The 25,630-nt window shown below is 60.7% G+C and carries 26 protein-coding genes; 17 read left to right on the top strand and 9 right to left on the bottom strand.

The window, feature by feature from the left end; all coding sequences use genetic code 11:
• Window positions 1-21 precede the first annotated feature (21 nt).
• The 12 genes from cobO to D3M70_RS19105 all read left to right on the top strand — a co-directional run bounded on the left by cobO (window position 22) and on the right by D3M70_RS19105 (window position 11,073).
• On the top strand, window positions 22-633 hold the full coding sequence (gene cobO / locus D3M70_RS19160; RefSeq protein ID WP_120127260.1) for a cob(I)yrinic acid a,c-diamide adenosyltransferase: 612 nt from the start codon (window positions 22-24) through the stop codon (window positions 631-633).
• Window positions 630-1,931 carry a cobyrinate a,c-diamide synthase gene (locus D3M70_RS19155; protein WP_120127259.1) on the top strand — a complete coding sequence of 434 codons (1,302 nt, stop codon included), beginning with the start codon at window positions 630-632 and terminating at the stop codon, window positions 1,929-1,931. Before cobO ends, D3M70_RS19155 begins: the two co-directional genes overlap by 4 nt.
• Entirely contained in the window at window positions 1,928-2,578 is a 651-nt protein-coding gene (gene bluB / locus D3M70_RS19150; protein WP_120127258.1) for a 5,6-dimethylbenzimidazole synthase, read from the top strand. Before D3M70_RS19155 ends, bluB begins: the two co-directional genes overlap by 4 nt.
• Window positions 2,575-3,483, top strand: coding sequence for an adenosylcobinamide-phosphate synthase CbiB (gene cbiB, locus D3M70_RS19145; protein ID WP_120127257.1), 909 nt, complete (start codon window positions 2,575-2,577; stop codon window positions 3,481-3,483). The genes bluB and cbiB overlap by 4 nt, the downstream gene beginning before the upstream one ends.
• A complete protein-coding gene (cobD, locus tag D3M70_RS19140; protein ID WP_120127256.1) occupies window positions 3,476-4,480 on the top strand; it encodes a threonine-phosphate decarboxylase CobD in 1,005 nt (334 codons plus the stop codon). Before cbiB ends, cobD begins: the two co-directional genes overlap by 8 nt.
• Window positions 4,477-5,955 (top strand): cobyric acid synthase, encoded by a 1,479-nt coding sequence (locus tag D3M70_RS19135; RefSeq protein ID WP_120127255.1) that lies wholly within the window; start codon window positions 4,477-4,479, stop codon window positions 5,953-5,955. The genes cobD and D3M70_RS19135 overlap by 4 nt, the downstream gene beginning before the upstream one ends.
• The gene (cobU, locus tag D3M70_RS19130; protein ID WP_120127254.1) at window positions 5,955-6,476 is read left to right on the top strand and encodes a bifunctional adenosylcobinamide kinase/adenosylcobinamide-phosphate guanylyltransferase; all 522 of its coding nucleotides are present in this window, start codon (window positions 5,955-5,957) and stop codon (window positions 6,474-6,476) included. Before D3M70_RS19135 ends, cobU begins: the two co-directional genes overlap by 1 nt.
• On the top strand, window positions 6,473-7,525 hold the full coding sequence (cobT, locus tag D3M70_RS19125; protein ID WP_120127253.1) for a nicotinate-nucleotide--dimethylbenzimidazole phosphoribosyltransferase: 1,053 nt from the start codon (window positions 6,473-6,475) through the stop codon (window positions 7,523-7,525). Before cobU ends, cobT begins: the two co-directional genes overlap by 4 nt.
• Window positions 7,522-8,094, top strand: coding sequence for an alpha-ribazole phosphatase family protein (gene cobC / locus D3M70_RS19120; protein ID WP_120127252.1), 573 nt, complete (start codon window positions 7,522-7,524; stop codon window positions 8,092-8,094). Before cobT ends, cobC begins: the two co-directional genes overlap by 4 nt.
• Complete coding sequence (locus D3M70_RS19115; RefSeq protein WP_120127251.1) at window positions 8,095-8,826, top strand: adenosylcobinamide-GDP ribazoletransferase; 732 nt, start codon at window positions 8,095-8,097, stop codon at window positions 8,824-8,826.
• 286 nt (window positions 8,827-9,112) lie between these two features.
• Window positions 9,113-10,321 (top strand): MFS transporter, encoded by a 1,209-nt coding sequence (locus tag D3M70_RS19110; RefSeq protein ID WP_120127250.1) that lies wholly within the window; start codon window positions 9,113-9,115, stop codon window positions 10,319-10,321.
• Between the two features lie 200 nt (window positions 10,322-10,521).
• Window positions 10,522-11,073: a glutathione peroxidase gene (locus tag D3M70_RS19105; RefSeq protein ID WP_120127249.1), complete on the top strand. Its 552-nt coding sequence runs from the start codon at window positions 10,522-10,524 to the stop codon at window positions 11,071-11,073.
• 105 nt (window positions 11,074-11,178) lie between these two features.
• On the opposite strand, the gene D3M70_RS19100 is transcribed toward D3M70_RS19105, so the two are convergent.
• The 3 genes from D3M70_RS19100 to D3M70_RS19090 form a co-directional block, all read right to left on the bottom strand.
• Entirely contained in the window at window positions 11,179-12,477 is a 1,299-nt protein-coding gene (locus D3M70_RS19100; RefSeq protein ID WP_120127248.1) for an OmpP1/FadL family transporter, read from the bottom strand.
• Window positions 12,478-12,616: 139 nt separating this feature from the next.
• Window positions 12,617-13,108: a hypothetical protein gene (locus D3M70_RS19095; protein WP_120127247.1), complete on the bottom strand. Its 492-nt coding sequence runs from the start codon at window positions 13,106-13,108 to the stop codon at window positions 12,617-12,619.
• A 278-nt stretch (window positions 13,109-13,386) separates the two neighbouring features.
• Window positions 13,387-13,611, bottom strand: coding sequence for a hypothetical protein (locus tag D3M70_RS19090; RefSeq protein ID WP_120127246.1), 225 nt, complete (start codon window positions 13,609-13,611; stop codon window positions 13,387-13,389).
• 1,045 nt (window positions 13,612-14,656) lie between these two features.
• On the opposite strand from D3M70_RS19090, the gene rmuC reads away from it, so the two are divergent.
• The 3 genes from rmuC (at window position 14,657) to D3M70_RS33395 (ending at window position 18,174) form a co-directional block, all read left to right on the top strand.
• Window positions 14,657-16,021, top strand: a complete 1,365-nt coding sequence (gene rmuC / locus D3M70_RS19085) for a DNA recombination protein RmuC (RefSeq protein WP_165869849.1) — start codon at window positions 14,657-14,659, stop codon at window positions 16,019-16,021.
• Window positions 16,022-16,415: 394 nt separating this feature from the next.
• Window positions 16,416-17,867: an NCS1 family nucleobase:cation symporter-1 gene (locus D3M70_RS19080; RefSeq protein WP_120127244.1), complete on the top strand. Its 1,452-nt coding sequence runs from the start codon at window positions 16,416-16,418 to the stop codon at window positions 17,865-17,867.
• A 181-nt stretch (window positions 17,868-18,048) separates the two neighbouring features.
• Window positions 18,049-18,174 carry a PA1414 family protein gene (locus D3M70_RS33395; protein WP_256601618.1) on the top strand — a complete coding sequence of 42 codons (126 nt, stop codon included), beginning with the start codon at window positions 18,049-18,051 and terminating at the stop codon, window positions 18,172-18,174.
• A 132-nt stretch (window positions 18,175-18,306) separates the two neighbouring features.
• Here the strand turns inward: D3M70_RS33395 and D3M70_RS19075 are convergent, their stop codons facing one another.
• The 3 genes from D3M70_RS19075 to speB form a co-directional block, all read right to left on the bottom strand.
• Window positions 18,307-18,597 carry a hypothetical protein gene (locus D3M70_RS19075; RefSeq protein ID WP_120127243.1) on the bottom strand — a complete coding sequence of 97 codons (291 nt, stop codon included), beginning with the start codon at window positions 18,595-18,597 and terminating at the stop codon, window positions 18,307-18,309.
• A 251-nt stretch (window positions 18,598-18,848) separates the two neighbouring features.
• On the bottom strand, window positions 18,849-20,228 hold the full coding sequence (locus D3M70_RS19070) for a sodium:solute symporter (protein ID WP_120127242.1): 1,380 nt from the start codon (window positions 20,226-20,228) through the stop codon (window positions 18,849-18,851).
• Between the two features lie 219 nt (window positions 20,229-20,447).
• Window positions 20,448-21,398, bottom strand: a complete 951-nt coding sequence (speB, locus tag D3M70_RS19065; protein WP_081567566.1) for an agmatinase — start codon at window positions 21,396-21,398, stop codon at window positions 20,448-20,450.
• A gap of 166 nt (window positions 21,399-21,564) precedes the next feature.
• On the opposite strand from speB, the gene D3M70_RS19060 reads away from it, so the two are divergent.
• On the top strand, window positions 21,565-22,458 hold the full coding sequence (locus D3M70_RS19060; protein ID WP_081567565.1) for a LysR family transcriptional regulator: 894 nt from the start codon (window positions 21,565-21,567) through the stop codon (window positions 22,456-22,458).
• A gap of 12 nt (window positions 22,459-22,470) precedes the next feature.
• Window positions 22,471-23,061 carry a tRNA-uridine aminocarboxypropyltransferase gene (locus tag D3M70_RS19055; RefSeq protein ID WP_120127241.1) on the top strand — a complete coding sequence of 197 codons (591 nt, stop codon included), beginning with the start codon at window positions 22,471-22,473 and terminating at the stop codon, window positions 23,059-23,061.
• A 3-nt stretch (window positions 23,062-23,064) separates the two neighbouring features.
• Here D3M70_RS19055 and D3M70_RS19050 read toward each other — a convergent pair whose 3' ends face one another.
• The 3 genes from D3M70_RS19050 to D3M70_RS19040 form a co-directional block, all read right to left on the bottom strand.
• Window positions 23,065-23,289 carry a DUF6316 family protein gene (locus D3M70_RS19050; RefSeq protein ID WP_120127240.1) on the bottom strand — a complete coding sequence of 75 codons (225 nt, stop codon included), beginning with the start codon at window positions 23,287-23,289 and terminating at the stop codon, window positions 23,065-23,067.
• A 274-nt stretch (window positions 23,290-23,563) separates the two neighbouring features.
• Entirely contained in the window at window positions 23,564-24,178 is a 615-nt protein-coding gene (locus D3M70_RS19045) for an NAD(P)H-dependent oxidoreductase (protein WP_120127239.1), read from the bottom strand.
• Window positions 24,171-25,565: a class II fumarate hydratase gene (locus D3M70_RS19040; RefSeq protein WP_110949040.1), complete on the bottom strand. Its 1,395-nt coding sequence runs from the start codon at window positions 25,563-25,565 to the stop codon at window positions 24,171-24,173. Before D3M70_RS19040 ends, D3M70_RS19045 begins: the two co-directional genes overlap by 8 nt.
• Window positions 25,566-25,630: the final 65 nt, after the last annotated feature.

Below are 25,630 nucleotides of genomic sequence, written 5' to 3'. Positions count from 1 at the left end.
GCCCTCAAGCGGAGAGCTGAGATGAGCGAATCCCCCGAACGTGACGAACGCCACCTGGCGCGCATGCTGCGCAAAAAGGCGGTAATGGACGAGCGCATTGCCAGCGCCCCCAACGAATGCGGCCTGTTGCTCGTGCTGACCGGCAACGGCAAAGGCAAGAGCAGTTCCGCTTTCGGCATGTTGGCGCGGGCCATGGGGCATGGCATGCAGTGTGGGGTGGTGCAGTTCATCAAGGGCCGCAACGCCACGGGCGAAGAGCTGTTCTTCCGTCGCTTTCCGGAGCAGGTGCGTTACCACGTCATGGGCGAGGGCTTTACCTGGGAGACTCAGGATCGCCAGCGTGATATCGCCGCGGCCGAAGCTGCATGGGGGGTGACCCAAGGCATGCTCAAGGACCCGAGCATCGGGCTTGTGATCCTTGACGAACTGAACATCGCCCTCAAACACGGTTACCTCGATCTGGAGCAGGTGCTCAGCGACCTGCAGGCGCGCCCGCCCATGCAGCATGTGGTGGTTACCGGCCGTGGCGCCAAACAGGAACTGATTGACCTGTCCGACACCGTTTCCGAGATTGGCGTGGTCAAGCACGCGTTTCAGGCCGGTATCAAGGCGCAGAAGGGCATTGAATTGTGAGTGAGCGTCAGCCTCGGCAATGCCCTGCGGTCTTGATCGCCGCGCCTGCTTCCGGTCAGGGCAAGACCACGGTGACGGCCGCCCTTGCGCGTTTGCATCGCAACCAGGGACGCAAGGTGCGCGTGTTCAAATGCGGCCCTGATTTTCTCGATCCGATGATTCTCGAGCGCGCCAGCGGCAATCCGGTGTATCAACTGGACATGTGGATGGTGGGCGAAGACGAAAGCCGTCGCCTGCTATGGGAAGCGGCTGCCGACGCAGATCTGATTCTGATTGAAGGCGTCATGGGGTTGTTCGATGGCACCCCGTCCAGCGCCGATCTGGCCCGGCATTTCGGTGTCCCGGTGCTGGGCGTGATCGACGGTACGGCCATGGCTCAGACCTTCGGCGCGTTGGCGTTGGGTCTTGCGCGTTATCAGCCGGACTTGCCGTTCGCCGGCGTGCTGGCCAACCGGGTCGGCACCGTGCGTCATGCGCAGTTGCTCGAAGGCAGCCTGACCGAAGGGTTGCGCTGGTACGGCGCGCTCTCGCGGGAAACCGGGATCGAGCTGCCGAGCCGCCATCTGGGGCTGGTTCAGGCCAGCGAACTGAACGATCTGGATGTGCGTCTGGATGCCGCCGCTCAAGCCCTGGCCAGCACTTGCGATGCGACGCTGCCGCCGGCTGTCACTTTCACTGCGCCCGATTTCGTTCCCGCCGAGCCCTTGCTGGCCGGTGTGCGCATCGCCATTGCCCACGACGAAGCCTTCGCTTTTACCTATGGCGCCAGCCTCGATCTGCTGCGGGCGATGGGTGCTCAATTGTCGTTCTTCTCGCCGATTCGCGACCCGAAAATACCTGACGCTGACAGCCTTTATCTCCCCGGTGGTTATCCAGAACTGCACCATGTCGCGCTGGGGCAGAACCTTCCAATGCTGGCAGCGATCCGCGCGCACCATGCGGCGGGTAAACCGTTGCTGGCTGAATGCGGCGGAATGCTCTATCTGCTCAACGCGCTCACCGATGTTGACGGCCAGCGTGCAGCGCTGGTGGGCCTGCTCGACGGCGAAGCGGTGATGCAGAAACGTCTCGCGGCCCTTGCCTTGCAAGCGGTCGAGCTGCCTGAAGGGACGTTGCGCGGCCATACCTATCATCATTCCCTGACCAGCACCGAACTGACCCCGATTGCCCGTGGCATTAGCCCAAATGGCGGTCGCGGCGCCGAAGCGGTGTATCGAGAGGGCAGAATGACGGCCTCCTACGTGCATTTCTATTTTCCGTCCAACCCCCAGGCGATGGCGGCGCTGTTGACGCCATGACTGATCATCCCTTCAGCGCCGACGAACGCGCTGCCGTTTACCGGGCCATTGCCGAGCGTCGGGACATGCGCCATTTCAGCGGCGGCTCGGTTGCCCCTGAATTGCTGGCGCGCTTGCTCGAAGCTGCGCACCACGCCCCAAGCGTTGGCCTGATGCAGCCGTGGCGCTTCATTCGCATCAGTGATCGGTCGTTGCGCGAACGGATTCAGGCGCAGGTGGAAGAAGAGCGGGTTCGCACCGCAGAAGCCCTGGGCGAACGCTCCGATGATTTCATGAAGCTCAAGGTCGAAGGCATCAATGACTGCGCCGAGGTGCTGGTCGCCGCATTGATGGATGATCGCGAGAAACACATCTTCGGTCGCAGGACCTTGCCGGAAATGGACATGGCGTCGTTGTCCTGCGCCATCCAGAACCTGTGGCTGGCTGCCCGCGCCGAAGGCCTCGGAATGGGCTGGGTGTCGCTGTTCGACCCGCAGAAGCTGGCGCAATTGCTGGAGATGCCAACCGGTTCAAAACCCTTGGCGATTCTGTGTCTGGGGCCGGTCAAGGAATTCTATCCGGCGCCGATGCTGGTACTTGAAGGCTGGGCGCAGGCGCGTCCGCTGCAAGAGCTGGTCTACGAGAACAAATGGGGAGTGAGTCCATGAGCGTGGCGTTATTGAGCGTTGCCGGCGTCGCGCTGGATGCGCTGCTCGGCGAGCCAAAACGAAACCACCCGCTGGTGGCGTTCGGCCGATATGCCGAGCGCATCGAGCAACGCTTCAATGCCGGTGGGCGCGGCTGGCGCAGCCATGGTGTCACCGGCTGGTTCATCGCGGTCGTCCCGCTGACTGTGCTGATCACCTTCCTCAGTTGGCTGCCTTACATCGGTTGGCTGGTGGAGATCGCGGCGCTGTACTGTGCCCTCGGTTTGCGTAGCCTGGGTGAGCATGTCGAGCCAGTGGCCCAGGCCTTGCGTGCAGACGATCTGGAAGAGGCCCGGCGTCGCGTGGGGTATCTGGTCAGTCGCCAGACTTCAGAGCTGGACGCGACCGCGGTCGCCCGAGCAGCCACTGAGTCAGTGCTGGAAAACGGCAGCGATGCGGTGTTTGCCGCCATCTTCTGGTTTGCGGTGTTGGGTGCGCCGGGGGTGGTGCTCTATCGCCTGAGCAACACGCTGGACGCCATGTGGGGATATCGCAACGAGCGCTTTGAGCGTTTCGGCTGGGCCTCGGCGAAAATCGACGACCTGCTGAACTACATTCCTGCGCGATTGGTGGCGCTGACTTACGCGCTGCTGGGCAATACCCGTCTGGCGTTGCGCTGCTGGCGCACGCAGGCGCCGAAATGGGACAGTCCGAATGCGGGCCCGGTGATGGCATCTGGCGCAGGCGCATTGGGCGTTGAACTGGGCGGCGCGGCAATCTATCACGGCGAGCTGCATCAACGTCCGCAACTGGGCGAAGGCGTCCCCGCCGACGCCGACTCAATCGACCGCGGCTGGCAACTGGTGCAGCGCGGGGTTTGGTTATGGCTGCTGATCCTGTGCCTGGGAGCTGAATTCTATGCTTGAACACGGCGGGAGGTTACGCGGCGCGGTCGCGAAGTACGGCATTGCCGAGGCCGACTGGCTTGACTTGTCCAGCGGCATTTCGCCGTGGTCATGGCCGATTCCGCCGATTCCGGAGTCCGCGTGGGCGCGTCTGCCGGAAACCGACGACGGCCTGGAACGCGCTGCCCGTGAGTATTATGGCGCACCGGACCTGTTGCCAGTGGCCGGGTCTCAGGCGGCGATTCAGGCGTTGCCGCGCTTGCGCCAGACCGGCAAGGTCGGGGTGTTGTCGCCGTGTTACGCCGAACATGCCGAAGCCTGGCGCAGTACCGGGTTTCTGGTGCGTGAGGTGCTGGAGCACGAGGTCGAGCGCTTCATCGATGCCCTCGACGTGTTGGTGGTGGTCAATCCGAACAACCCCACGGGCCTGAGCTTGCCGCCCGAGCGTTTGCTGGAATGGCATGCGCGCCTGGCCCAGCGCGGCGGATGGCTGGTGGTGGACGAGGCGTTCATGGATAACACGCCGCAACTGAGCCTGGCCGCAGAGACGCAACGCCCGGGCTTGATCGTGTTGCGGTCGTTCGGCAAGTTCTTCGGTCTGGCGGGGGTGCGGCTTGGCTTCGTGCTCGCCGAATCGCGTTTTCTCAAGATTCTGGCCCGGCAGATTGGCCCCTGGTCGGTCAGCGGGCCAACGCGCATTCTCGGTCAGGCCTGCCTGGATGATGTGGAAGGTCAGCGCGTTCAGCGTCAGCGCACCGAACAGGCCAGCCAACGCCTGGTGGCGTTACTGACTCGCCACGGCTTTGCGCCGCAGGGCGGTTGCGCGCTGTTTCAATGGCTGATCACGCCACTGGCTGCCGATCTGCATGAGTTCTGTGCGCAGCGCGGCATTCTGCTGCGTATCTTTGTGAACAACTCGGCGCATAACAGCAGCCTGCGCTTCGGCCTGCCTCGCGAAGAGGCCGACTGGCAGCGACTGGAGCAGGCCCTGAGCGAATTTTCCCGGGAGCGCCCATGAACACTCCTGAAACCGGCAAAACCCTGATGGTGCAAGGCACCACCTCGGATGCCGGAAAAAGCACCCTGGTGACGGCATTGTGCCGCTGGCTGACCCGTCAGGGCGTGCGCACCGTGCCGTTCAAGCCGCAGAACATGGCCCTCAACAGCGCGGTCACCGCCGATGGCGGCGAGATCGGTCGGGCGCAGGCGGTGCAGGCCCAGGCGTGCAATCTCGAACCCCATACCGACATGAACCCGGTGTTGCTCAAACCCAACAGCGATACTGGCGCGCAGGTGATCATTCACGGTCGCGCAGTGACCACCATGAACGCCGTTGCCTACCACGACTACAAAGCCATCGCCATGAAAGCGGTGCTGGCGTCTCATCAGCGCCTGAGTGAAAACTGGCCGGTGGTGTTGGTCGAGGGAGCAGGCTCTCCGGCCGAGATCAATCTGCGTGCGGGCGACATCGCCAACATGGGGTTCGCCGAAGCTGTGGATTGCCCGGTTTTGCTGGTGGCCGACATCAATCGCGGCGGGGTCTTCGCCCATCTGGTCGGCACGCTGGAACTGCTGTCGCCCAGCGAGCAGGCGCGGGTGAAGGGGTTCATCATCAACCGTTTTCGCGGCGACATCGCCTTGCTGCAACCGGGGCTGGACTGGCTGGAACAGCGCACCGGCAAACCGGTGGTGGGCGTGCTGCCGTATGTCATGGATCTGCATCTGGAGGCCGAAGACGGTCTCGATCAGCGCCAGACCGACAAGGCCGAACAGGTGCTCAACGTGGTGGTGCCGGTGTTGCCGCGCATCAGCAACCACACCGATTTCGATCCATTGCGCCTGCACCCGCAGGTGAATCTTCAATTCGTGGGGCCGGGTCAGCCGATCCCTCCCGCCGATCTGATCATCCTGCCGGGCTCCAAGAGCGTGCGCAGCGACCTGACGTATCTGCGCAACAACGGCTGGGACGTCGCGATCAGCCGGCACCTGCGTTATGGCGGCAAGGTTCTGGGGATCTGCGGCGGTCTGCAAATGTTGGGCGACGAACTTCACGATCCGCTGGGCCTCGAGGGCGCAGCCGGTTCAAGTCCGGGGCTCGGCCTGCTGGCGATGAGCACGTTGCTGGAAAACGAAAAACAGCTGCGCAATGTCAGCGGTCGTCTGACGCTGGAAGACGCTGATGTCTGCGGGTACGAAATCCATGCGGGCGTGACCACCGGCCCGGCGCTGGAATACCCGCTGGTGCAACTCAGCGACGGGCGTTGCGATGGCGCTCGAAGTGCTGACGGCCAGGTCCTCGGCACTTATCTGCACGGGTTGTTCGAACACCCGTCATCGAGTAGTGCCTTGCTGCGGTGGGCCGGTTTGCAGAACGTGGAGCCGGTCGACTATCACGCCCTGCGCGAACGCGATATCGAACGGCTGGCTGACTTGGTGGAGAAGCACCTCGATGGCAAGCTGCTGCGTGAACTCTGCGGTCTGGAGCAAGGCTGATGCTGCAATTGATCCTCGGCGGGGCGCGTTCGGGCAAAAGTCGGCTGGCCGAAAAACTGGCCAGCGAAAGCGGGCTTGGGGTGATTTACATCGCCACCAGCCAACCGCTGGATGGCGAGATGAATCAACGTGTCGAATTGCATCGCCAGCGCCGCCCGGACAACTGGGGCCTGATCGAAGAGCCCGTGGAGCTGGCCCGTGTGTTGAAACAAAGCGCAAGGTCGGACAGCTGCCTGTTGGTGGACTGCCTGACCCTGTGGCTGACCAATCTGCTGATGCTGGACGATCCGCAGCGACTGGCGCAGGAGCGCCAAGCCTTACTCGATTGCCTGGCTGAACTGCCGGGTGAAATCATTTTCGTCAGCAACGAAACCGGGCTGGGCGTTGTGCCGCTCGGTGAGCTGACCCGTCGTTATGTCGATGAGGCCGGCTGGCTGCATCAGGCGCTGGCCGACCGTTGCCAGCGCGTGGTGTTTACGGTCGCCGGCCTGCCCATGACTTTGAAAGGATCCGCACTATGAGTAATGCCTGGTGGCTCGCCCCTGCGCGTGAAGTTGACCAAGACAGCCGAGAGCACGCGCTGGCCCGACAGCAGCAATTGACCAAACCTGCGGGCTCGCTGGGCCAGCTGGAAGCGGTCGCTGTGCAGCTGGCCGGGTTGCAAGGTCGAGTAAAGCCCAGGCTGGACAAGGTCTGGATCGCGATTTTCGCGGGCGATCATGGTGTGGTGGCCGAAGGGGTGTCTGCCTATCCCCAGGAAGTGACCGGGCAAATGCTGCACAACTTCGTCATGGGCGGCGCGGCGATCAGCGTGTTGGCCAAGCAGTTGTCGGCGCAATTGGACGTGGTCGACCTCGGCACGGTTTCTCCGTTGAACCTGCCGGGGGTGCGGCATCTGAACCTCGGTGCAGGCACCGCCAACTTCGTCAGGGAGCCGGCGATGACCCTGGCGCAACTCGAAGGCGCGCTGGCGGGCGGTCGCGACAGCGTTCTGCGAGCCAGGGCCGCAGGTTACGAATTGTTCATCGGCGGCGAGATGGGCATTGGCAACACCACGGCCGCCAGTGCCGTCGCGTGTTCAGTGCTCGCCTGTCCAGCACCACTGCTGGTGGGGCCGGGCACTGGCCTTGATGCACAAGGGGTCAATCACAAGGCTCAGGTGATCGAGCAGGCGTTGCAATTGCATGCCGCTCAGTCCGGCGATGCGTTGGGCAGCTTGCGTGCGCTGGGCGGCTTTGAAGTGGCCGCGCTGGTGGGCGCCTATCTGACCTGCGCCCAGGAAGGCCTCGTCGCGCTGGTCGACGGGTTCATTTGCAGCGTCGCCGCCCTGGTCGCCGTGCGTATCAATCCGTCGTGCCGTCCTTGGCTGTTCTTCGGGCATCGCGGTGCCGAGCCCGGTCATCGCCATGTGCTGGAAACCCTGCAGGCCGAGCCTTTGCTGGAGCTGGGTCTGCGTCTGGGCGAGGGCAGTGGCGCGGCGTTGGCCGTGCCGCTGTTGCGTCTGGCCTGCGAGCTGCACAACGGCATGGCGACCTTCGCCGAAGCTGCGGTTGCGGATCGCCCGGCATGACGTTGCGTCTGGACGTGCTGCGTCATGGCGAGACGGAACTGGGCGGCGGCTTGCGCGGCAGCCTGGACGATGCATTGACCGACACCGGCTGGCAGCAGATGCGCGCGGCGGTCGGCGCAGCCGGGCCATGGGACCGCATTGTCAGTTCGCCCTTGCAGCGATGTGCGCGTTTTGCCGAAGAGCTGGCAGCCCGCCTGTCCTTGCCGTTGCAGATGGAACCCGCTCTGCAAGAACTGCATTTCGGCGACTGGGAAGGCATCGGCACGGCGCAACTGATGGACACCGACGCCGAAGGTCTCGGGCGTTTCTGGGAGAATCCGTACACGTTCACGCCGCCCAATGGCGAGCCGGTGTTGGCGTTTTCCGAACGTGTTCTCGGTGCGGTCCGACGTCTTCAACTCGCTCATGATGGCGAACGCATTCTGTTGATCAGCCACGGCGGGGTGATGCGGCTGTTGCTGGCGCGAGCTCGCGGCTTGCCCCGTGAACTGCTGTTGCAAGTGGTCGTCGGTCATGGCGGTTTGTTCAGCCTGGATATCGCAGCCGCTGGCGTGCTGACGGAGGTCTGAATGCTGCCGTTCTGGATTGCCCTGCAGTTTCTCAGCAGTCTGCCGATTCGCTTGCCGGGCATGCCCGCGCCTCTGGAGCTGGGTCGTTCGCTGTTGTTCTATCCGCTGGTGGGCGTGGTGTTCGGCTCGGTGCTGATGGCGCTGGATTTATTGCTCTCGGGGACACCGCAACTGCTTCATGCCGCCTTGTTGCTGGGGTGTTGGGCGTTGCTCAGTGGCGGTCTGCATCTGGACGGTCTGGCCGACAGCGCCGACGCATGGCTAGGTGGGTTCGGCGACCGCGAGCGCACCCTGACGATCATGAAAGACCCGCTCAGCGGACCCATCGCCGTGGTCACGCTGGTGATCGTGCTGCTGCTGAAGTTCGCCGCGATAGTGGCGCTGATCGATGCTCACCACAGCGTTGGACTGCTTCTCGCCCCGGTCATTGGCCGCGCTGCGATGTTGGGGCTGTTCCTCAACACCCCCTATGTTCGGGCGGGCGGGTTGGGGCAGGCGCTGGCTGATCATTTGCCCCGCAGGCTCGGCATTCAAGTGCTGGGTGTCACCACTGTTGCCTGTGTGCTGATAGCCGGTTGGGCGGGGTTGTGGGCGGTGCTGAGCGCCACTGCCGGGTTCTTCTGGTTGCGGCAACTGATGATCAAACGGCTTGGCGGCAGCACCGGCGACACGGCCGGGGCCATGCTGGAGTTGCTCGAGGTTCTGGTGCTTGTGGCGCTGGCGTTGAGCTGATTTGACGCTGTCGCATGGCACTCCTTCTGTAGCAGTCCGGTCGGGCGGCGTTCCGTTTACCGGCGGCAGCGATCTTGAGAATGCCACCGCCGGCAAGCCGGACTGCTACAGGACGTGGTATTCACCGTTGTTGATCCTGTCATCGGCTAGCTCGCGAACTCTCCATGTCCATCCCCGTCACGTCGATTGACACCCCTGAACGCCGGGCGTAGCTTCCGCAGATTCCGATTTGGTGGCATATGCACCTAATTTTTGCGCGTGCTGTTTTGATCTCTGGAGAACAACAATGACATCCGTGTGGCGTACCAGTGGCTGGATTTTGCTGGGCAGTGCGTTGATTCTGGCCTTGTCCCTGGGCACGCGGCACGGTTTCGGCCTGTTTCTGCCGCCCATGAGTGCGCAGTTTGGCTGGGGGCGGGAGGTCTTCGCCTTCGCCATCGCGCTGCAGAATCTGGTCTGGGGCCTGGCGCAGCCGTTCACCGGGGCGCTGGCGGATCGTTTCGGTGCCGCTAAAGTGGTGTTTGTCGGGGGCATACTGTACGCCGTCGGTCTGGCAATGATGAGCATGGCCGACTCGCCGGCGTCGTTGTCCCTGAGCGCTGGGTTGCTGATCGGCATCGGGCTGTCGGGGACGACGTTCTCGATCATTCTTGGCGTGGTAGGGCGTGCGTTGCCGCCTGAAAAACGCAGCATGGGCATGGGACTCGCCAGTGCGGCCGGGTCGTTCGGTCAGTTCGCCATGCTCCCCGGCACGCTCGGCCTGATCGGGTGGTTGGGCTGGTCGATGGCGCTGGTGGCGCTGGGCTTGCTGGTGGCGTTCATTCTGCCCCTGGTGGCGATGCTCAAGGACAAGCCGGTTCCCGTGACCGCAGGAGAGCAGACGCTGCGTGAAGCCCTCCACGAAGCCTGCACCCACTCCGGCTTCTGGCTGCTGGCCTTCGGTTTCTTCGTCTGTGGCTTTCAGGTGGTGTTCATCGGCGTGCACTTGCCGGCGTATCTGGTGGATCAGCATTTGCCGGCCACGGTCGGCACGACGGTCCTGGCGTTGATCGGCCTGTTCAACGTGTTCGGCACTTATATCGCGGGCTGGCTGGGCGGGCGGATGTCCAAACCGCGCCTGCTCACCGGTCTGTATCTGTTGCGTGCCGTGGTGATCGTCCTGTTCCTGTGGGCGCCGCTGACCCAGACCACGGCTTATCTATTCGGTATTTCCATGGGTCTGCTCTGGCTGTCGACCGTACCCCTGACCAACGGCACCGTGGCAACGCTGTTCGGCGTACGCAATCTGTCGATGCTCGGTGGTATCGTCTTCCTGTTCCACCAGTTGGGCGCGTTTCTGGGCGGCTGGCTGGGTGGCGTCGTGTATGACCACACGGGGAATTATGACTTGATCTGGCACGTATCGATTGCCCTCAGCCTGGTGGCCGCTGCCTTGAACTGGCCGGTGCGCGAACGACCTGTGGCGCGGCTCCAGCCTCAAGTGGTGGCACTGTGATCCGGCTCGCTCCCTGGATCGGTGGCGCGCTGGCAGTTGCGACACTGCTGCTGTTGGCGTGGTGGGGCTGGCAACGCGTCGGCCTTGGCGCACTGCAGTTGGGCATGTCCTGCTGAGCGGCGTTGTGCCCTAGGCATTCTCGATGGCACGGAGTAGCGTGTGAGCTGACACCCGACTCCCTGCCTTGAATGGATGCCGTCATGAGAATTCGCTGGATCTGCCTTCCTGTCCTCTTCTTCGCCATGAGCGGTGCGGCTATGGCCGCCGACTGCCCGCCGCTGTTGCAGGGCGAGTTGCCCAAGCTGCGGGCCAAACAGGGTATCGACCTGTGCAAGCAGTTCGCGGGTAAACCGATGGTGGTGGTCAACACGGCCAGTTTCTGTGGCTTCGCGCCCCAGTTCAAAGGCCTGGAAGCCCTGAATCAGCGGTTCAAGGGACAGGGTCTGGAAGTGCTCGGTGTTCCCTCCGACGACTTCAAACAGGAGTCCAACGACGCCGCCGAAACTGCCAAGGTCTGCTTCGTTAATTACGGCGTGACCTTCACCATGACCGAGCCCCAGCCGGTCCGCGGGTCCGATGCGATCAACCTTTTCAAGGTACTGGCCGAGCAGAGCAATGCCCCGCGCTGGAATTTCTATAAATATGTCGTGGACCGCAAAGGCAACGTCATTGCCAGTTTTTCCAGCAGGACCACGCCGGATGATCCCGAGCTGATCTCGGCGGTAGAGAAGGCGATTGCGTCGAAGCCCTGATCCTTCAAAGCTCATCGCCTTCTACAACGAAAAACCCCGCATCCATCGCTGGCTGCGGGGTTTTCTGTATGGCGAACCGGTGATCTGCCGGTTCCGCCAACTGCATCAGAAGCGGTAAGTCAGGCCCACGCCGAAACCGTTGGCGCTGTTTTCATACTTCGCGTTGTAAGTCTGACCCAGTGGGCTGACGTCGTGAACCTTGACGTCTTCTTCTTTCAGGTATGAATACGCAACGTCGATAGTGATGTCATCCGTAGGGCTGTAGCCAGCGCCCAGGCTGAAGATCGTGCGGTCGCCGGTCGGGATGCGTGGCGAACGGTTCTCGTTGTTGGTAGGCGATTGGTCGAACGTCAGACCAGTACGCAGAACCCACTGCCTGTTCAACTGGTACGAGGTACCGATTGCGTAAGCCCAGGTGTCATGCCAGTTCTGCTCTTCGGTGATGGTACCGAACAGGCGAGGTGCCAGCGCACCGCCGCTCACGCCAGAGTTCTTGACGGTGATGTCTTCCAGGCGACTCCAGCGAGTCCAGGTTGCGCCTGCATACAGCTTCCACGCATCGTTCATCTTTTGCGTGACGGAGAAGTCAACCGACTCTGGAGTGTCGAGGCTGAGTTTGGCATCGTAGCGTCCGGCGCTGAGCAAGGCTGGAGGTACGCCGGCGCCAGGTGTCACCTCAGTGTGGCCTTCGAGCTTGTATGTCACCTTGGAGTGGTAAGTCAGGCCGACGGTGGTGGTGTCGGTGGCTTGAACGAGGATACCGGCGTTGAAGCCATAGCCCACGTCATCACCCTTGACCTGCACGCGGCCGTCGCCCGCTGGGCGGCCAGTGATCGGAGCGGTTACGCCGCTCAGGTTCGGGTTAGATTCCAGTGCGCCGGAGATACGGTTGATGGTCGGACCGAACCCGATCGAAACCTTGTCATTGAAGGCGTAGCTGACAGTTGGCTGGAAGGTCACGACCTTCACGATGCTCTTGCTGCCAAAGTTACGACCCTGGAAGCTGCTTTCGTAGTCGGTGACCAGGCCGAAAGGTGCGTAGACACCCAGACCGAAGGCCCAGTGATCATCGACCGGGTTGACGTAAAACCCCATCGGCACCGCTGTGAAAGGCACCATGTCGCCTTTGTTGGTGCCGGAGCTGCGGCCGCTGGTGTCCGAGATGTCAGTCGAGGCATCGATCGCCGCAACACCTACAGTCACTTGCTGGCGTTTGAGGCGCGACATGCCGGCCGGGTTGCCGTAGACGATGCTGGCGTCATCAACGGAGGAGGAACGACCGGCGAAACCGGTGCCCATACCGCTGATGCTTTGCTCGTTGAGGGCAAAACCGGATGCAAAAATTTGGGTGGAGGCAAGAGTGATGGCGAGACTGAGGCTGGATTTGATCATTGTTTTTTTCATTGTTAGAACTCCTTGTTGATCACCGCGCGGAAATTACCAATATTTTTCATAACGCGCTATAGGCTGGACCACCCGAGCTAGAGCAGTTTTTGTAGGACAATCCGGGAAAATTGCGGCTAACGTCCGCGAAACCGCAGAGTCACAAAATGGCTGATTCGACTTGTGAAAGGGGGCCGACGGAGGTTTGCCAGGCCGTAGTGAAATCCTGCAGACGGCCCTGAGGTTGAAATATCCGGCGCCAAATTCGGGCCATGCCCATGACGTCGTCTTCGCTTGGGAGGGAGAAGCGGCTGGCTTCGACCATCATCCAGGCGATGGCCGTGGAGTAACGCAGGTTGACGGTCAATTCCAGATCGGGGCCTGTGAGAAAGGCGTGCTGACTGGCAAGGCCGCGGACCAGGCTCGCAAGGTCCGGATCTTTCGCCAGGTAGCCATCCCAAAGCTGGTAGTGGAGCGTGTCAGAGATCCCGTAAAGGCCGTGGCCGCGTTGGCTGTCAAGCTCGGCGCCCAATGCGGACTGGCTTGCAGCGACCGCGAGCAGAAAGTGTTCTGCTCCGGGATGGTGGCGGCCAAGGTAGATCAGCGTGGGGCGGATCACATATCGGCACAGTTCACTGGCAGCGATTCCCATAACACCCTCGGGAAGAGAATTGAGCCGGCAGACCCTGACGCTTGGCAGCGGTGATGGAGTCGGGCCCACCGGAAGCGGCTCAGACCGCTTGACTTGAAGTGTAGTGTCATATTTGCGGTGTAAAGGTCTGTTTTTAAAATCTTTCCCTCTCTACATCCTTTCTCATATGCCACGCAGCGATTAAGCCAATTGTTTTTTCATAAGGAAAACAGGCACAAAAAAGCCCCACCGTTTGAGGGTGAGGCTTGGACGTCTGTGCTTTTAACCGACGAACGGTCTCAGGCTGTCAGTGCCTGACGTGTGCGGTCGATCACGGCCTGCAGCGGCTCGGCGCTGGAGTACTGATCGGGATACAGGCGCTCGCTGTGACGGGCGATGCCGTGTTCGTTGACGATGGTGAAGCTAAAGCAACCCTTGCGAGCTGCCATGATCAGGCAGTCCATAGGTGCAAATGCGTTGGTGAGGGTGCGGATAGCATTTTGAGTCTGGATATGAGTAGTCATGTAATGGTGTTTCCTGAATCGACACGCAATAGAGGCGTGCAAAATAAAAACGTTCCAGTAAACGCGGGCCGTTGCTCGAATGCGAGTCAGGGCAGGGCGCAGAACCTGTCTGGAACAAAAGCAGCCAGTTGAAGCGCGGTTATCGTGTGGCGCTGGGCTGACTGGTAGGTACTTAGGAGGGCAGGCGACACAACAGGAGCAAAGGTTCGATGCTCGGGGTGAAGATCCTGATCAATTTGCAGGCTGGTCTGAGCAGGCCATGATTGCTTCTTCACACCTCCGATCGTTCGGCAGGTTGTACGAGTTCATGTCTGGAAACCATCGAGGTGATCGATCCCTTTTTTCAGTCCGTTTGCTCAGCAGCAAATCATGGCTGGGGGATTAGGTCGATCAGAATTGACTTTCAGCTTGGTACTAACGGCGGCGATGCTAACTGAAAGCTGGACGCAATGGAAGGGCATATTCAGAAAATGTGTATTCGTTCGGGTAAACGATGGCTATTCGCCGGATTTCAGGCGGGCAAGACCTGAATTAAAAATGATCTTCCTGATGCTTATAGCGATTGGAAATTGACTTGTGCACATTAAAGCCGTTAGCTGCCATCTCACTGTCACATTCGGCTGTAACAGTCTGATTTCATGCGGCGATTTATTAAGTCAATGAAAAGCATCGCTTTTTTTCATTGGTGAAAAAATCGTCAGTTTGAACGCAGGCCCCATTCTACCTGCGTTTGCGGAGGTTAAAGGGGGCTTGTCCACTGAGTTATCCACAGGTTCTGTGGATTGTCCCAAGCGCTCGCTCTAGTGCGCGCCTTTGCGCGAATGCGCTACGCTTTTCTTCCTTCCCGGGCTTATCGCCAATCAGAATCTGACGCCATCGGCCGTTCTGCGCATAATGCCGCCAGCATGAACCGTGGAGTTGGGGAATCGTTATGGCTTTGGACCTCACCAGTGTGTTGCTGGGATTGGGGGCAGCGGCGTTGCCGTTGCTGGCATTGGCGTGGCACCTGCAGCGAAGAGTGGCGCAACGGGAAGCGGACGCCGCCTTGCTTGATGAGCGCCTGAGTAACGCGCAAATGGCTCAGGACGGCTTGAATGCTCAGCTCGACGCCTGCCGCGACGAAATCAGCGATCTGGGGCAGGCCAATGCGGTCAAGCAGGCCGACCTTGCCGCATTGCGCCGTGAGGTGGAGCTTCTGCGACAGCAGCAGGATGCTGCTCGCCAGGTTCAGGAGACCTTGGGGCAGGAGCGCGCAATCAAGGAAGCGGAGCTGCGTCGACTGGACTCGCAATGTGCATCCCTCAATGCCGAACTGCGTGAGCAGCAGGAAAGCCATCAGCAGCGTCTGAATGACCTGCAAGGCTCCCGCGATGAGCTGCGCGCGCAGTTTGCGGAGCTCGCCGGGAAAATCTTCGATGAGCGCGAACAGCGTTTCGCCGAGACCAGTCAGCAGCAGTTGGGGCAGTTGCTCAACCCGCTCAAGGAACGCATTCAGTCGTTCGAAAAGCGGGTTGAGGAAAGCTATCAACAGGAGGCCCGCGAGCGCTTTTCGCTGGGCAAGGAACTGGAGCGCCTGCAGCAGCTCAACCAACGCCTGAGCGATGAGGCCACCAATCTGACCCGGGCGCTCAAAGGCCAGAAGACTCAGGGCAATTGGGGCGAGTTGATTCTGGAGCGGGTGCTTGAGCATGCCGGGCTCGAGAAGGGGCGTGAGTACCAGACGCAGGTCAGCCTCAAGGGCCCGGATGGCGAGCGGTTCCAGCCCGACGTGTTGATCATGCTGCCCGGCGACAAGCAGGTAGTGGTCGACGCCAAGGTCAGCCTCACCGCGTATCAGCAATATGTGTCCGCCGACGACGAAGTGATCGCGCAGGTCGCGTTGAAACAGCACGTGCTTTCGTTGCGCAATCATGTAAAAGGCCTGTCCGGCAAGGACTACAAACGACTCGAAGGGTTGCACAGCCTGGATTTCGTGTTGCTGTTCGTGCCGATCGAGGCGGCGTTTTCGGCGGCATTGCAGGCCGAGCCGAACATGTTCCAGGACGCGTTCGACCGCAATATCGTGATCGTCAGTCCAACGACATTGCTGGCGACGCTGCGGGTCATCGACAGCTTGTGGAAGCAGGAGCGCCAAAGCCAGAACGCACGGGAAATCGCCGAGCGCGCAGGGTGGCTCTACGACAAGTTCGTGCTGTTCATTCAGGACCTGGACGAGGTGGGCAGCCGCCTGCAGCAGCTGGATAAAGCCTATGGCGCGGCGCGAAACAAGCTGGTTGAAGGTCGCGGCAATCTGGTCAGTCGTAGCGAGCAGCTCAAGCTGCTGGGCGCGCGCGCGAGCAAGAATCTACCGGCAGATCTGCTGGAACGCGCAATGACTGATGAGGACGGGTTGGTGCAGTTGCCGGATTAGCCTCGGCGCCTGTAGCCGTCTGGCGTGCCGACGTTGGTGGCAGGACGTTAACCGTCGTCGGCAAGCCGGGCTTATACAGAGTTAACAAAACAAGTAGATGGATTGGTGTATACATTCCGCCGCCTTGATTGATTCAAGTCCGAACGTGCACCGGCATCTGGCACGGCTGCACTGCGAGCGGGCGCCACATAGCTTGTTAGCTAGTCGCCATCCATCGGCTCTTCATCTTTCAGCCCTTTCAGAATCGGTACTGCGCGCCGGTTTGCGCTGCCTGTTATCCCTATGGCACGCATTCTGCGTATCAACGCGTATACAACCCATGCGCGCTCCCGTACGCAGTGTGTCAGGCAGATCTGTTTTCGGGAGCCCGTTTGTCCTTTCAGGGAGAAATGCGATGACCGAGCCAATGCCCAAAGGTTACAGCCCCCGCTTATATAACGAAGACCTCGGTCCCCTGCCGCAGAAGTGGACCTGGTACAACATTTTTGCGTTCTGGATGAGTGACGTGCACAGCGTGGGCGGCTATGTCTTCGCCGCGAGCCTGTTCGCATTGGGCCTGGCGAGCTGGCAAGTGCTGATCGCATTGCTCGTGGGGATCTGCATTATTCAGGTCATCGCCAACCTGCTGGCCAAACCCAGTCAGCAGGCGGCCGTTCCTTATCCCGTGATCTGCCGGTTAGCGTTTGGTGTGTTCGGGGCGAATATTCCGGCGGTGATTCGTGGCCTGATCGCGGTCGCCTGGTACGGGGTTCAGACCTATCTGGCGTCCAGCGCATTGATCATCGTGGTCCTGCGATTCTTCCCGCAGATGTCGGTGTACGCCGAGCCGCATTTCGCCGGTTTGTCGTACCTTGGATGGTTGGGCTTCCTGGCGCTGTGGCTGGTTCAGGCCGCCGTGTTCTGGACCGGCATGGATTCGATTCGTCGCTTCATCGACTGGGCGGGGCCGGTGGTTTACGCGGTGATGTTCATGCTGGCCGGCTGGATTGTCTGGAAAGCCGGGTGGGCGAACATCAGTTTCACGCTGTCGGAAAAATCCCTTACGGGCTGGGAAGCCGTTTCCCAAGTGATCATGGCCACTGCGCTGGTGGTGTCGTATTTCTCCGGGCCAACGCTCAACTTCGGCGATTTCAGCCGTTACTGCCGCAGCATGTCCGAAGTCCGTCGCGGCAACTTCTGGGGGCTACCGGTCAACTTTCTGGCCTTTTCGCTGGTCACCGTGGTGATCGTCTCAGGCACGCTGCCTGTGTTCGGGGAAATGCTGCACGACCCCATCGCCACCGTGGCGCGAATCGACAATGACGTGGCGGTGTTGTTGGGCGCATTCGCTTTCGTGACTGCCACCATCGGCATCAACATCGTCGCCAACTTCGTGTCGCCTGCGTTCGACTTTGCCAACGTGGCACCCAGCCAGATCAGCTGGCGGGTAGGCGGGATGATCGCCGCAGTGGCCTCGATCTTCATTACGCCGTGGAATCTGTTCAACAACCCGCAAGTCATCCACTACACCCTGGATGTGCTCGCGGCGTTCATCGGCCCACTGTTCGGCATCTTGCTGGTGGACTACTACCTGATCAAGAAGCAGCAGATTGACGTCGATGCACTGTTTAACGACGGTCCAACCGGCCGCTACTGGTATAGCGGCGGGGTCAACTACACCGCAGTGAAGGCGCTGATCCTGTCGACACTGGTGGGCATTGCCATCACCTTCATTCCGGCGCTGCAGCCGATGGCCAATTTCGCCTGGTTCACAGGGTGTTTTCTCGGTGGCGCACTGTTCTTCATGTTCGCCCGTCGCAGTCAGGCCCATGAGGGGACGGCGTTCGGCCCCGCCGTCACCGGTTGAAAATGACGACCGTTGGTCGTCTGAATCTTTCGATTGGCTGTCTGGAAATGTCTTAGCGTAAAGAAAGGGAAAATTTCCTCCCGCGACACTCAGTAGCAGGCGTAAAGTGCGACTTAGCACTATGATCTGCGTAGGTAGGTCAGAAGTTGGCTGCCGGGTATTTCCCTGAAGGGGGCGTTATATGAACAGCAAATTGCAAGAGTGGCTTCACGATGTGGGTGTCGCACTGGGTTTGATCGAGCGGCCGAAGTTGCAGCCCATTCCTGTACGTACCGATGATGATGAGCGTCGTCGCCCGCGCCGCTGAGCGAGGGCAAGTCTTACATTGAAAAACAGCGGAGCTATCGCCTGATAGCCCGCTCCTGTCTTTTCGCTGCCGTTCGTGTTGGCGAAACTTTCTACTAGCCCTACGTTTATCAGGAATCGAACGCATCTGCGTTCAATGTTTTTTCGTGCCTTTCATTTGCGTCAGAATCAGGTCGACCAGCCCCTGCAACGTCAGTTGGCTGTAGCTGGAATGCTCGGGGAGGTGAGAGATATCGGCTTTGACGCGGTGCGGAAGCACAATGTCGAAATCGTCCTGCAGGCTGGAAAAAAACTTTGTGAAATCCTCTTCGTCCAGTACCAGCTCGCTGAGCAGCGCGTCGTCCTTTTCCTGAATCAGCGATTTGTCGACGAGGATCTTTCCAAGTGTGTCAATAACGTGCTGTTTGATTTCAGTTCGATCCATGGCAAGCCTCTGCGTTGACGTGTTCGAAAATCACCCCGACTACATGAAACAGAGGCATGTCGCGTGACAGCGGGCTTCAATGTTCTCCCTGAAGGCTGCGTCGCCACGGCCCCCGATGCCAAATTGCTGTCCCGGTTAAGGCTAGCCCAACTCTCATACTCCGGATCGTCCACGGCACAGGGTTTTTTTGTAACCGCGCATAAAAAGGGCGTCCGAAGACGCCCAATCTGTTTCATGCGCGTTACGGCTTATCACGCCGCGCTGGCAATCGGCGCAGGACGTGGCAAAACGAGGCTCACTACCACGAAACTCATCAGACTGATCGCCAGGCTGTAGTAGATCGGCGTGTTGGCGTCCAGGCCATCCTTGAACATGAACACCAGTGCCGTCACGAAGCCCAGGGTCATGCTGGTGATGGCGCCAGCGGTAGTGGCGCGTTTCCAGTAAATCGCACCGATCAGCGGAATCAGCATGCCGCCTACCAGCAGGTTATAGGCAAGGGTCAGGGCGCTGATCACGTCGTTGACCACCAGTGCGATTGCCAGCACGACGATGCCGGTCAAGGCCGTGAACAGACGGTTGATGCCCAGGCTCGATTGTTTGCCGCCACGCAGTTTCGGCAGCAGATCTTCGGTCAGGGTGGTCGATGCAGCCAGCAGACCGGCGCTGGCAGTGGACATCATGGCCGCCAGAGCGGCGGCGATCACCAGACCACGAATGCCGTCCGGTAGCGAGGCTTTGACGATGGCCGCGAACGCGGTGTTGACGTTGGCAAGATCAGGCAGCAAAACATGGGCCGCCATGCCGATCAGAGCGCAGGCCAGGCCGTAGATGATGCAGTACACGCCGGCAATCGAACCTGCGTACTGGGCAACTTTCTCGGTGCGCGCGGTGAACACGCGCTGCCAGATATCCTGACCGATCAGGATGCCGAAGAAGTAGATCAGAAAGTACGTGATGATGGTGTCCCAGCCGATGCTGGTCCAGCTGAAGCTCGACGCCGGCAGTTTGGCGACCAGTTCGTCCCAACCGCCGACGCGGTACAGACAGATCGGCAACAGGATGAACATCAGGCCGACGGTCTTGATCACGAATTGCACGATGTCGGTCAGGGTCAGTGACCACATGCCGCCGATGGTCGAGTACACCACGACCACGCCGCCGCCCAACAACACAGACACCCAGAACGGCAGATCGAACAGCACTTGCATGACCGTGCCGATGGCGAGAATCGACGTCACGCCGATCATCAGCGCATAGGCCAGCATGATCACTGCACTGGCCTGACGGGCCGTCGAGTTATAGCGTTTTTCGAGGATCTGGGTGACGGTGAAGATGCGCAGCTTGAGCAGCGGTTTGGCGAGGAACAGGTTCAGCGCAATGATGCCCAGGCCCAGTGCCGCGCACAGCCAGAAGCCGGAAATGCCGTGAACATAACCCAGGCGGACCGTACCGACAGTGGAGGCGCCCCCCAGTACGGTGGCGGCCATGGTGCCCATGTACAGGCTCGGACCGAGATTTCGACCCGCCACCAGGTAGTCTTCGTGGGTCTTGGCCTTGCGCATGCCGTACCAGCCCAGCACCAGCATGCCGGCTGCGTAGATCAGCACGACGAAAATATCTAAAGCCATGGAGTGTCTCCAATCATTGTTTTTATAGTGAAACGCGAATCATCCGGCTGAGACGGCGCAGGCAGTCAGCGGTGAAGGCTGTTTTCTGAGTTGTTCTGAATGGTGTTGTGCGGTTGCTAACGTGCCCTGTAGCAGTCCGGCTTGCCGGCGGTGGCGATCTCAAGGACGCCACCGCCGGCAAGCCGGACTGCTACGGGATCGATCTTGCCGATCAACCCTTTAGCGGTGTGTAACCCCGGGCAGTACGCAGAGCATTTCGTACAGAAGGTTGGCGCCCAGCAATGACGTATTGCCGGTGGTGTCGTACGGCGGCGAGACTTCTACCAGATCGCAGCCGATCAGGTCCAGGCCTTGGCAGCCACGGATGATTTCGATGGCTTGAATGGTGGTCAGGCCGCCAATTTCCGGGGTCCCGGTGCCTGGCGCCCAAGCCGGGTCGATACCGTCGATATCGAAGCTCAGATACACCGGCCCGCCGCCGACTTTCTCACGCACTTCAGCCATCAGAGGCGCCAGCGATTTGTGCCAGCACTCTTCGGCCTGCACCACGCGGAAGCCCTGTTTGCGGCTCCAGTTGAAATCTTCGGCGGTGTAGCCCTGTGCGCGCAGACCGATCTGCACCACGCGATCGCAATCGAGCAGACCTTCTTCGACTGCGCGGCGGAAGGTAGTGCCGTGGGCAATCTTTTCGCCGAACATGTGATCGTTGACGTCAGCATGGGCGTCGATGTGAACCAGACCGACCTTGCCGTGTTTCTTGTGGATCGCCCGCAGGATCGGCAACGTGATGGTATGGTCGCCGCCCAGGGTCAGCGGGATGATGCCGTGCTCGAGAAAGCCGTCGTAGGCCTCTTCGATGATGCGTACGGCGTCCAGCAGGTTGAACGTATTGATCGCGACGTCACCGATGTCGGCAACCGACAGCGAGTCGAAGGGCGCAGCGCCCGTGGCCATGTTGTAAGGACGGATCATCACCGATTCGGCGCGGATTTCACGAGGTCCGAAACGGGTGCCAGCGCGCAGCGACGTGCCGATGTCCAGAGGCACGCCGATGAAGGCGGCATCGAGGCCCGCGGCCGTTTGCAGGTGTGGCAGACGCATCATGGTTGCGATGCCGGCGAAGCGCGGCATTTCGTTGCCGCCCAGTGGTTGGTGGAAAATCTTGTCCACGGGATTGCCTCATCGGTGAGTTATTAATAGTTGTAAGCACTGGGCGGATTCTGCGAACGGGGCGGGCTGCGAACAATCGCTGAGGCAAAATACTTAGTTCAGAGATTTCTGAAGTATCGGGTAAGCTGCGCGAATTGCTACAGCGAAAACTCTTCCCGGACGCATCATGGCCAACGCACTACCCGATCTGAAACTGCTGCGCATCTTCGTCTGCGTGGTCCGCCATCAGGGCTTTGCCAGTGCGCAGCAGGAACTCAATCTGTCGACTTCGGCGATCAGCACCTACATGAGCCAGTTGGAGTCGGCGCTGGGTATCGTACTGTGCCACCGTGGCCGAGGCGGTTTCAGCCTGACCAGCAAAGGCGAGCTGTTTCATCAGGAAACCCTGCGACTGCTCGGTGAGCTGGAGGGCTTCGAACTCTACGCAGCCGCACTCAAGGGCGAACTGCGCGGGACGCTCAATCTGGGCGTGCTGGACTCCACGGTCAGCGACCGCGCATTGCCTTTCGCCGAAGTGATCGGCGCCTACAGCGAGGAGCATCCGGCGGTGCATTTGCACCTGTCGGTCATGAGCCCATATGAACTGCAACTGGGCGTGCTGGACAACCGCCTCGATCTGGCCATCGGTTCCTTTTCCACGCGCATGAACGGCCTGCTGTATCAGCCCCTGTACCGCGAACAGCATTGGCTCTATTGCAGCAGTCGCCATCCGCTATTTGCCGAGCGACGCATTCCAGAGCCGGTGATCACCCAGCAGCGCATGGTCGGGCGTGGTTACTGGAGTCAGGCGGAGCTGGCGCGGCATGGCTTCAAGCACAGCGCAGCGACCGTGGAGAGTATGGAGGCGCAGCTGATTCTGGTGCTGTCCGGCGCGTATATCGGCTATCTGCCGGAACACTATGCGCAGTCGTGGGTCGATTCCGGGCATCTGCGGGTGTTATTGCCGGCGACCTTTGGCTACCAAGCGCCTTTTTCGATGATCCTGCGTCGGGGCCGCAGTCGCGAGCCGTTGATCCAGACGTTTCGCGATCTGCTCAAAGCGCAGCTCAACCCGCTTTAAGAGGGCTGGACCATGTCACGTGCTCGTTGCGAACGTTGCCTGCGGCCGGAAAATCACTGCCTGTGCGCGCTGATTCCACAACTCGACAGCCGCACCCGTGTGCTGATCCTGCAGCACCCCAGCGAGGTTAATCACGCGCTGAACACTGCGCGCCTCGCAGCGCTGGGACTGAACAACGCGCAGTTGGAAGTCGCAGAGATCTTCGACCATCTGGAAACGCTGCTGAACGTGCCGGGTTATCAGGCGCGGTTGTTGTTTCCGGGAGAGGAGGCCACGGCGCTGACCCCCCAGGCTGCTGAGACAGGTCCAATGCTGCTGGTGGTCCCGGATGGCACCTGGCGCAAGGCCCGAAAGCTGTTGCACCTGAATCCTTTATTGGCGTCGCTGCCGCGAGTGACGCTGGAGAATGCCCCGGTATCGCGCTATCGGTTGCGCAAGGCGCCAGGGCCGGATGCGCTGTCAACCCTGGAGGCTATTACCCATGCCCTCCAGACACTGGAACCGGATCGTTCATTCGACGCGCTGTTGCAGCCGTTCGATGCGCTGATCGAGGGGCAGATAGCGGCCATGGGCGAAGAAACCTTTCGCCGCAATCACGCCTGACATTCAGCCGTTCAGGGAAGAGGAGGGGGGCTCGGACTGAGAAGCTTTGCTCCCCTGCATGCGGCGGATGTAGGCCTCGGTCTCACGCTCGGCGTCTTCTTTGCTGAAGAACGGGCCTTCGAGGGTATTTTCCCGGGTGCTGAAAAAATACATGCCGTTGACGCGGGAGACGCGGTCGCTGCGAAAGTGCACCGCCGTCTGGGGATCTTGTTCACGCTTGCTCAACATAGCCTTCTCCGGTCCGGGAAGAGGGTTGGTAACAATTCAGGACGGCAAAACCTGTGTGTGCGCGGCACGGGATGACGTTTTCACAGCGTGATACGGAAACGTCGGCTGGCCGAATGACACTGTACTCCTGTCGACAACAATTCTGTAGCAGTCCGGCTTGCCCACGGTGGCGTTATTGAAGGCGCCTCCGCCGGCAAGCCGTGCTGCTACAAGGCGTATTCGCCAATCGAGATAAGGCTGTCGCGCCTCATTGTTACAGGGCATATGCATCGTTTTAGCGTTTCCCCAACGCCTCAGCCTGATGAATCCACTGCTGGCGCTGCTCTTCGGTGGACGTGCGGACCGGCGAAAACTCGGTCAGTCGTTTGACCTTGATGCCACAGAACTCGAGGATCGAATTCGTCATCTGTCGATGCGCCGGCGCCTTGAAAACCCAACGGAAGTAGCGCGAAGGTGTGTCCAGGGTCACCAGCAATTCCGCAGTCCTCCCTTTGAGCAGTTCGTTGGAGGGGTGATGACGACCGTGGGCCTTGAAGGCGAAACCGGGCATGAACACCCGGTCGAAGAAACCGCCGAGCAGGCTCGGCAGCCCGCCCCACCAGACCGGATACACGAACACCAGGTGTTGAGCCCAGTGAATCTCGCGTTGGGCCTCCAACAGATCGTGCTCCAGTGTCTGGCCTGATTCGTAACCGCCACGCAGCACCGGGTCGAATTCCAGTTCCTCAAGCTTCAGCACCCGCACCACATGACCCTGGCTGCGTGCGCCCTGGGCATATGCCTCGCCGAGCGCGTGGCAGAGGCTGATGGTCTTCGGCGAACCGATGACCATCAGGATGCGTTTGCCATACCCTTCCAGTGGGGTGGCGCCGCTGATCGGCTCAGCCATTGCTGCCGGCCTCTAGCATTTTTTCCGGACGCACCCAGGCATCGAACTCGGCGTCGGTCAAAAAGCCCAGTTGCAATGCCGCTTCACGCAAGGTCAGGCCCTCGCTGTAGGCCTTCTTGGCGATTTGCGCCGATTTGTCGTAGCCGATGTGTGGATTCAACGCGGTCACCAGCATCAGGCCACGTTCCAGATGCTCGGCCATCTTTCCGGCATCCGGCTCCATTCCGGCAATGCAGTGCTCGTTGAAGTTGCGGCAGCCGTCGCCCAACAGACGAATCGATTGCAGCAGGTTGTGAATGATCACCGGCTTGAACACGTTCAGTTGCAGGTGACCCTGGCTGGCGGCGAAGGAAATGGTGGTGTCGTTGCCCATGACCTGGCAGGCCAGCATTGACAAGGCTTCGCACTGAGTCGGATTGACCTTGCCGGGCATGATCGAACTGCCAGGCTCGTTGGCTGGCAGCTTGACCTCCGCAAGGCCGGCACGGGGGCCTGAACCCAACAGGCGCAGGTCGTTGGCGATTTTCATCAGCGTCACGGCCAGGGTCTTCAGTGCGCCGGACAATGCCGTCAGCGGCTCGTGTCCGGCCAATGCCGCGAACTTGTTCGGTGCGGTGACGAAAGGCAGTCCGGACAGCGCCGCCAGTTCAGCCGCCACTGCTTCGGCAAAACCATGGGGAGAGTTCAGGCCGGTACCGACGGCCGTGCCGCCTTGCGCCAGTTCGCAGACCGCGGGCAGGGCGGCGCGGATGCTTTTCTCGGCATAGTCAAGTTGCGCGACGTAGGCCGACAGCTCCTGGCCGAAGGTGATCGGCGTGGCATCCATCATGTGCGTGCGGCCGGTTTTCACCAGCTTCATGTGGCGCGACGACTGCTCGGCGATACCCGCGCTGAGTTCGGCAATCGCCGGCAGAAGCTGCTCTTTGACCGCCTGCGCCGCAGCAATGTGCATGGCGGTGGGGAAGCAGTCGTTGGAGCTTTGCGAGCGGTTGACGTGATCGTTAGGGTGAACCGGGCTTTTGCCGCCCCGGCCTTTGCCGGCCAGCTCGTTGCCACGACCGGCGATCACCTCGTTAACGTTCATGTTGCTCTGGGTGCCGCTGCCGGTCTGCCAGACCACCAACGGGAACTGATCGTCCAGCTTGCCGCTGAGGACCTCGTCAGCCGACTGCTCGATCAGTCTGGCGATATCGGCTGGCAGATCGCCGTTGCGGTCGTTGACCCGCGCTGCGGCTTTCTTGATCAGTGCCAGCGCATGCAGCACCGGCAAAGGCATGCGTTCCTGACCAATGGCGAAGTTGATCAGAGAGCGCTGGGTTTGCGCCCCCCAGTAAGCGTCTTCGGGGACTTCGATCGGACCTATGCTGTCGGTTTCGGTACGGCTCACTGGACTCACTCCTTAAGGTCGGTTGGCGCAGTTTAGTACCCGGGAAGGCGGTTCGGTTCCCGGTA

The organism is Pseudomonas sp. LS-2, from assembly GCF_003605735.1.
Classification (GTDB): domain Bacteria; phylum Pseudomonadota; class Gammaproteobacteria; order Pseudomonadales; family Pseudomonadaceae; genus Aquipseudomonas.
The sequence above is the reverse complement of the archived record's forward strand: the minus strand, read 5'-3'. Positions and strand labels throughout refer to the sequence as shown.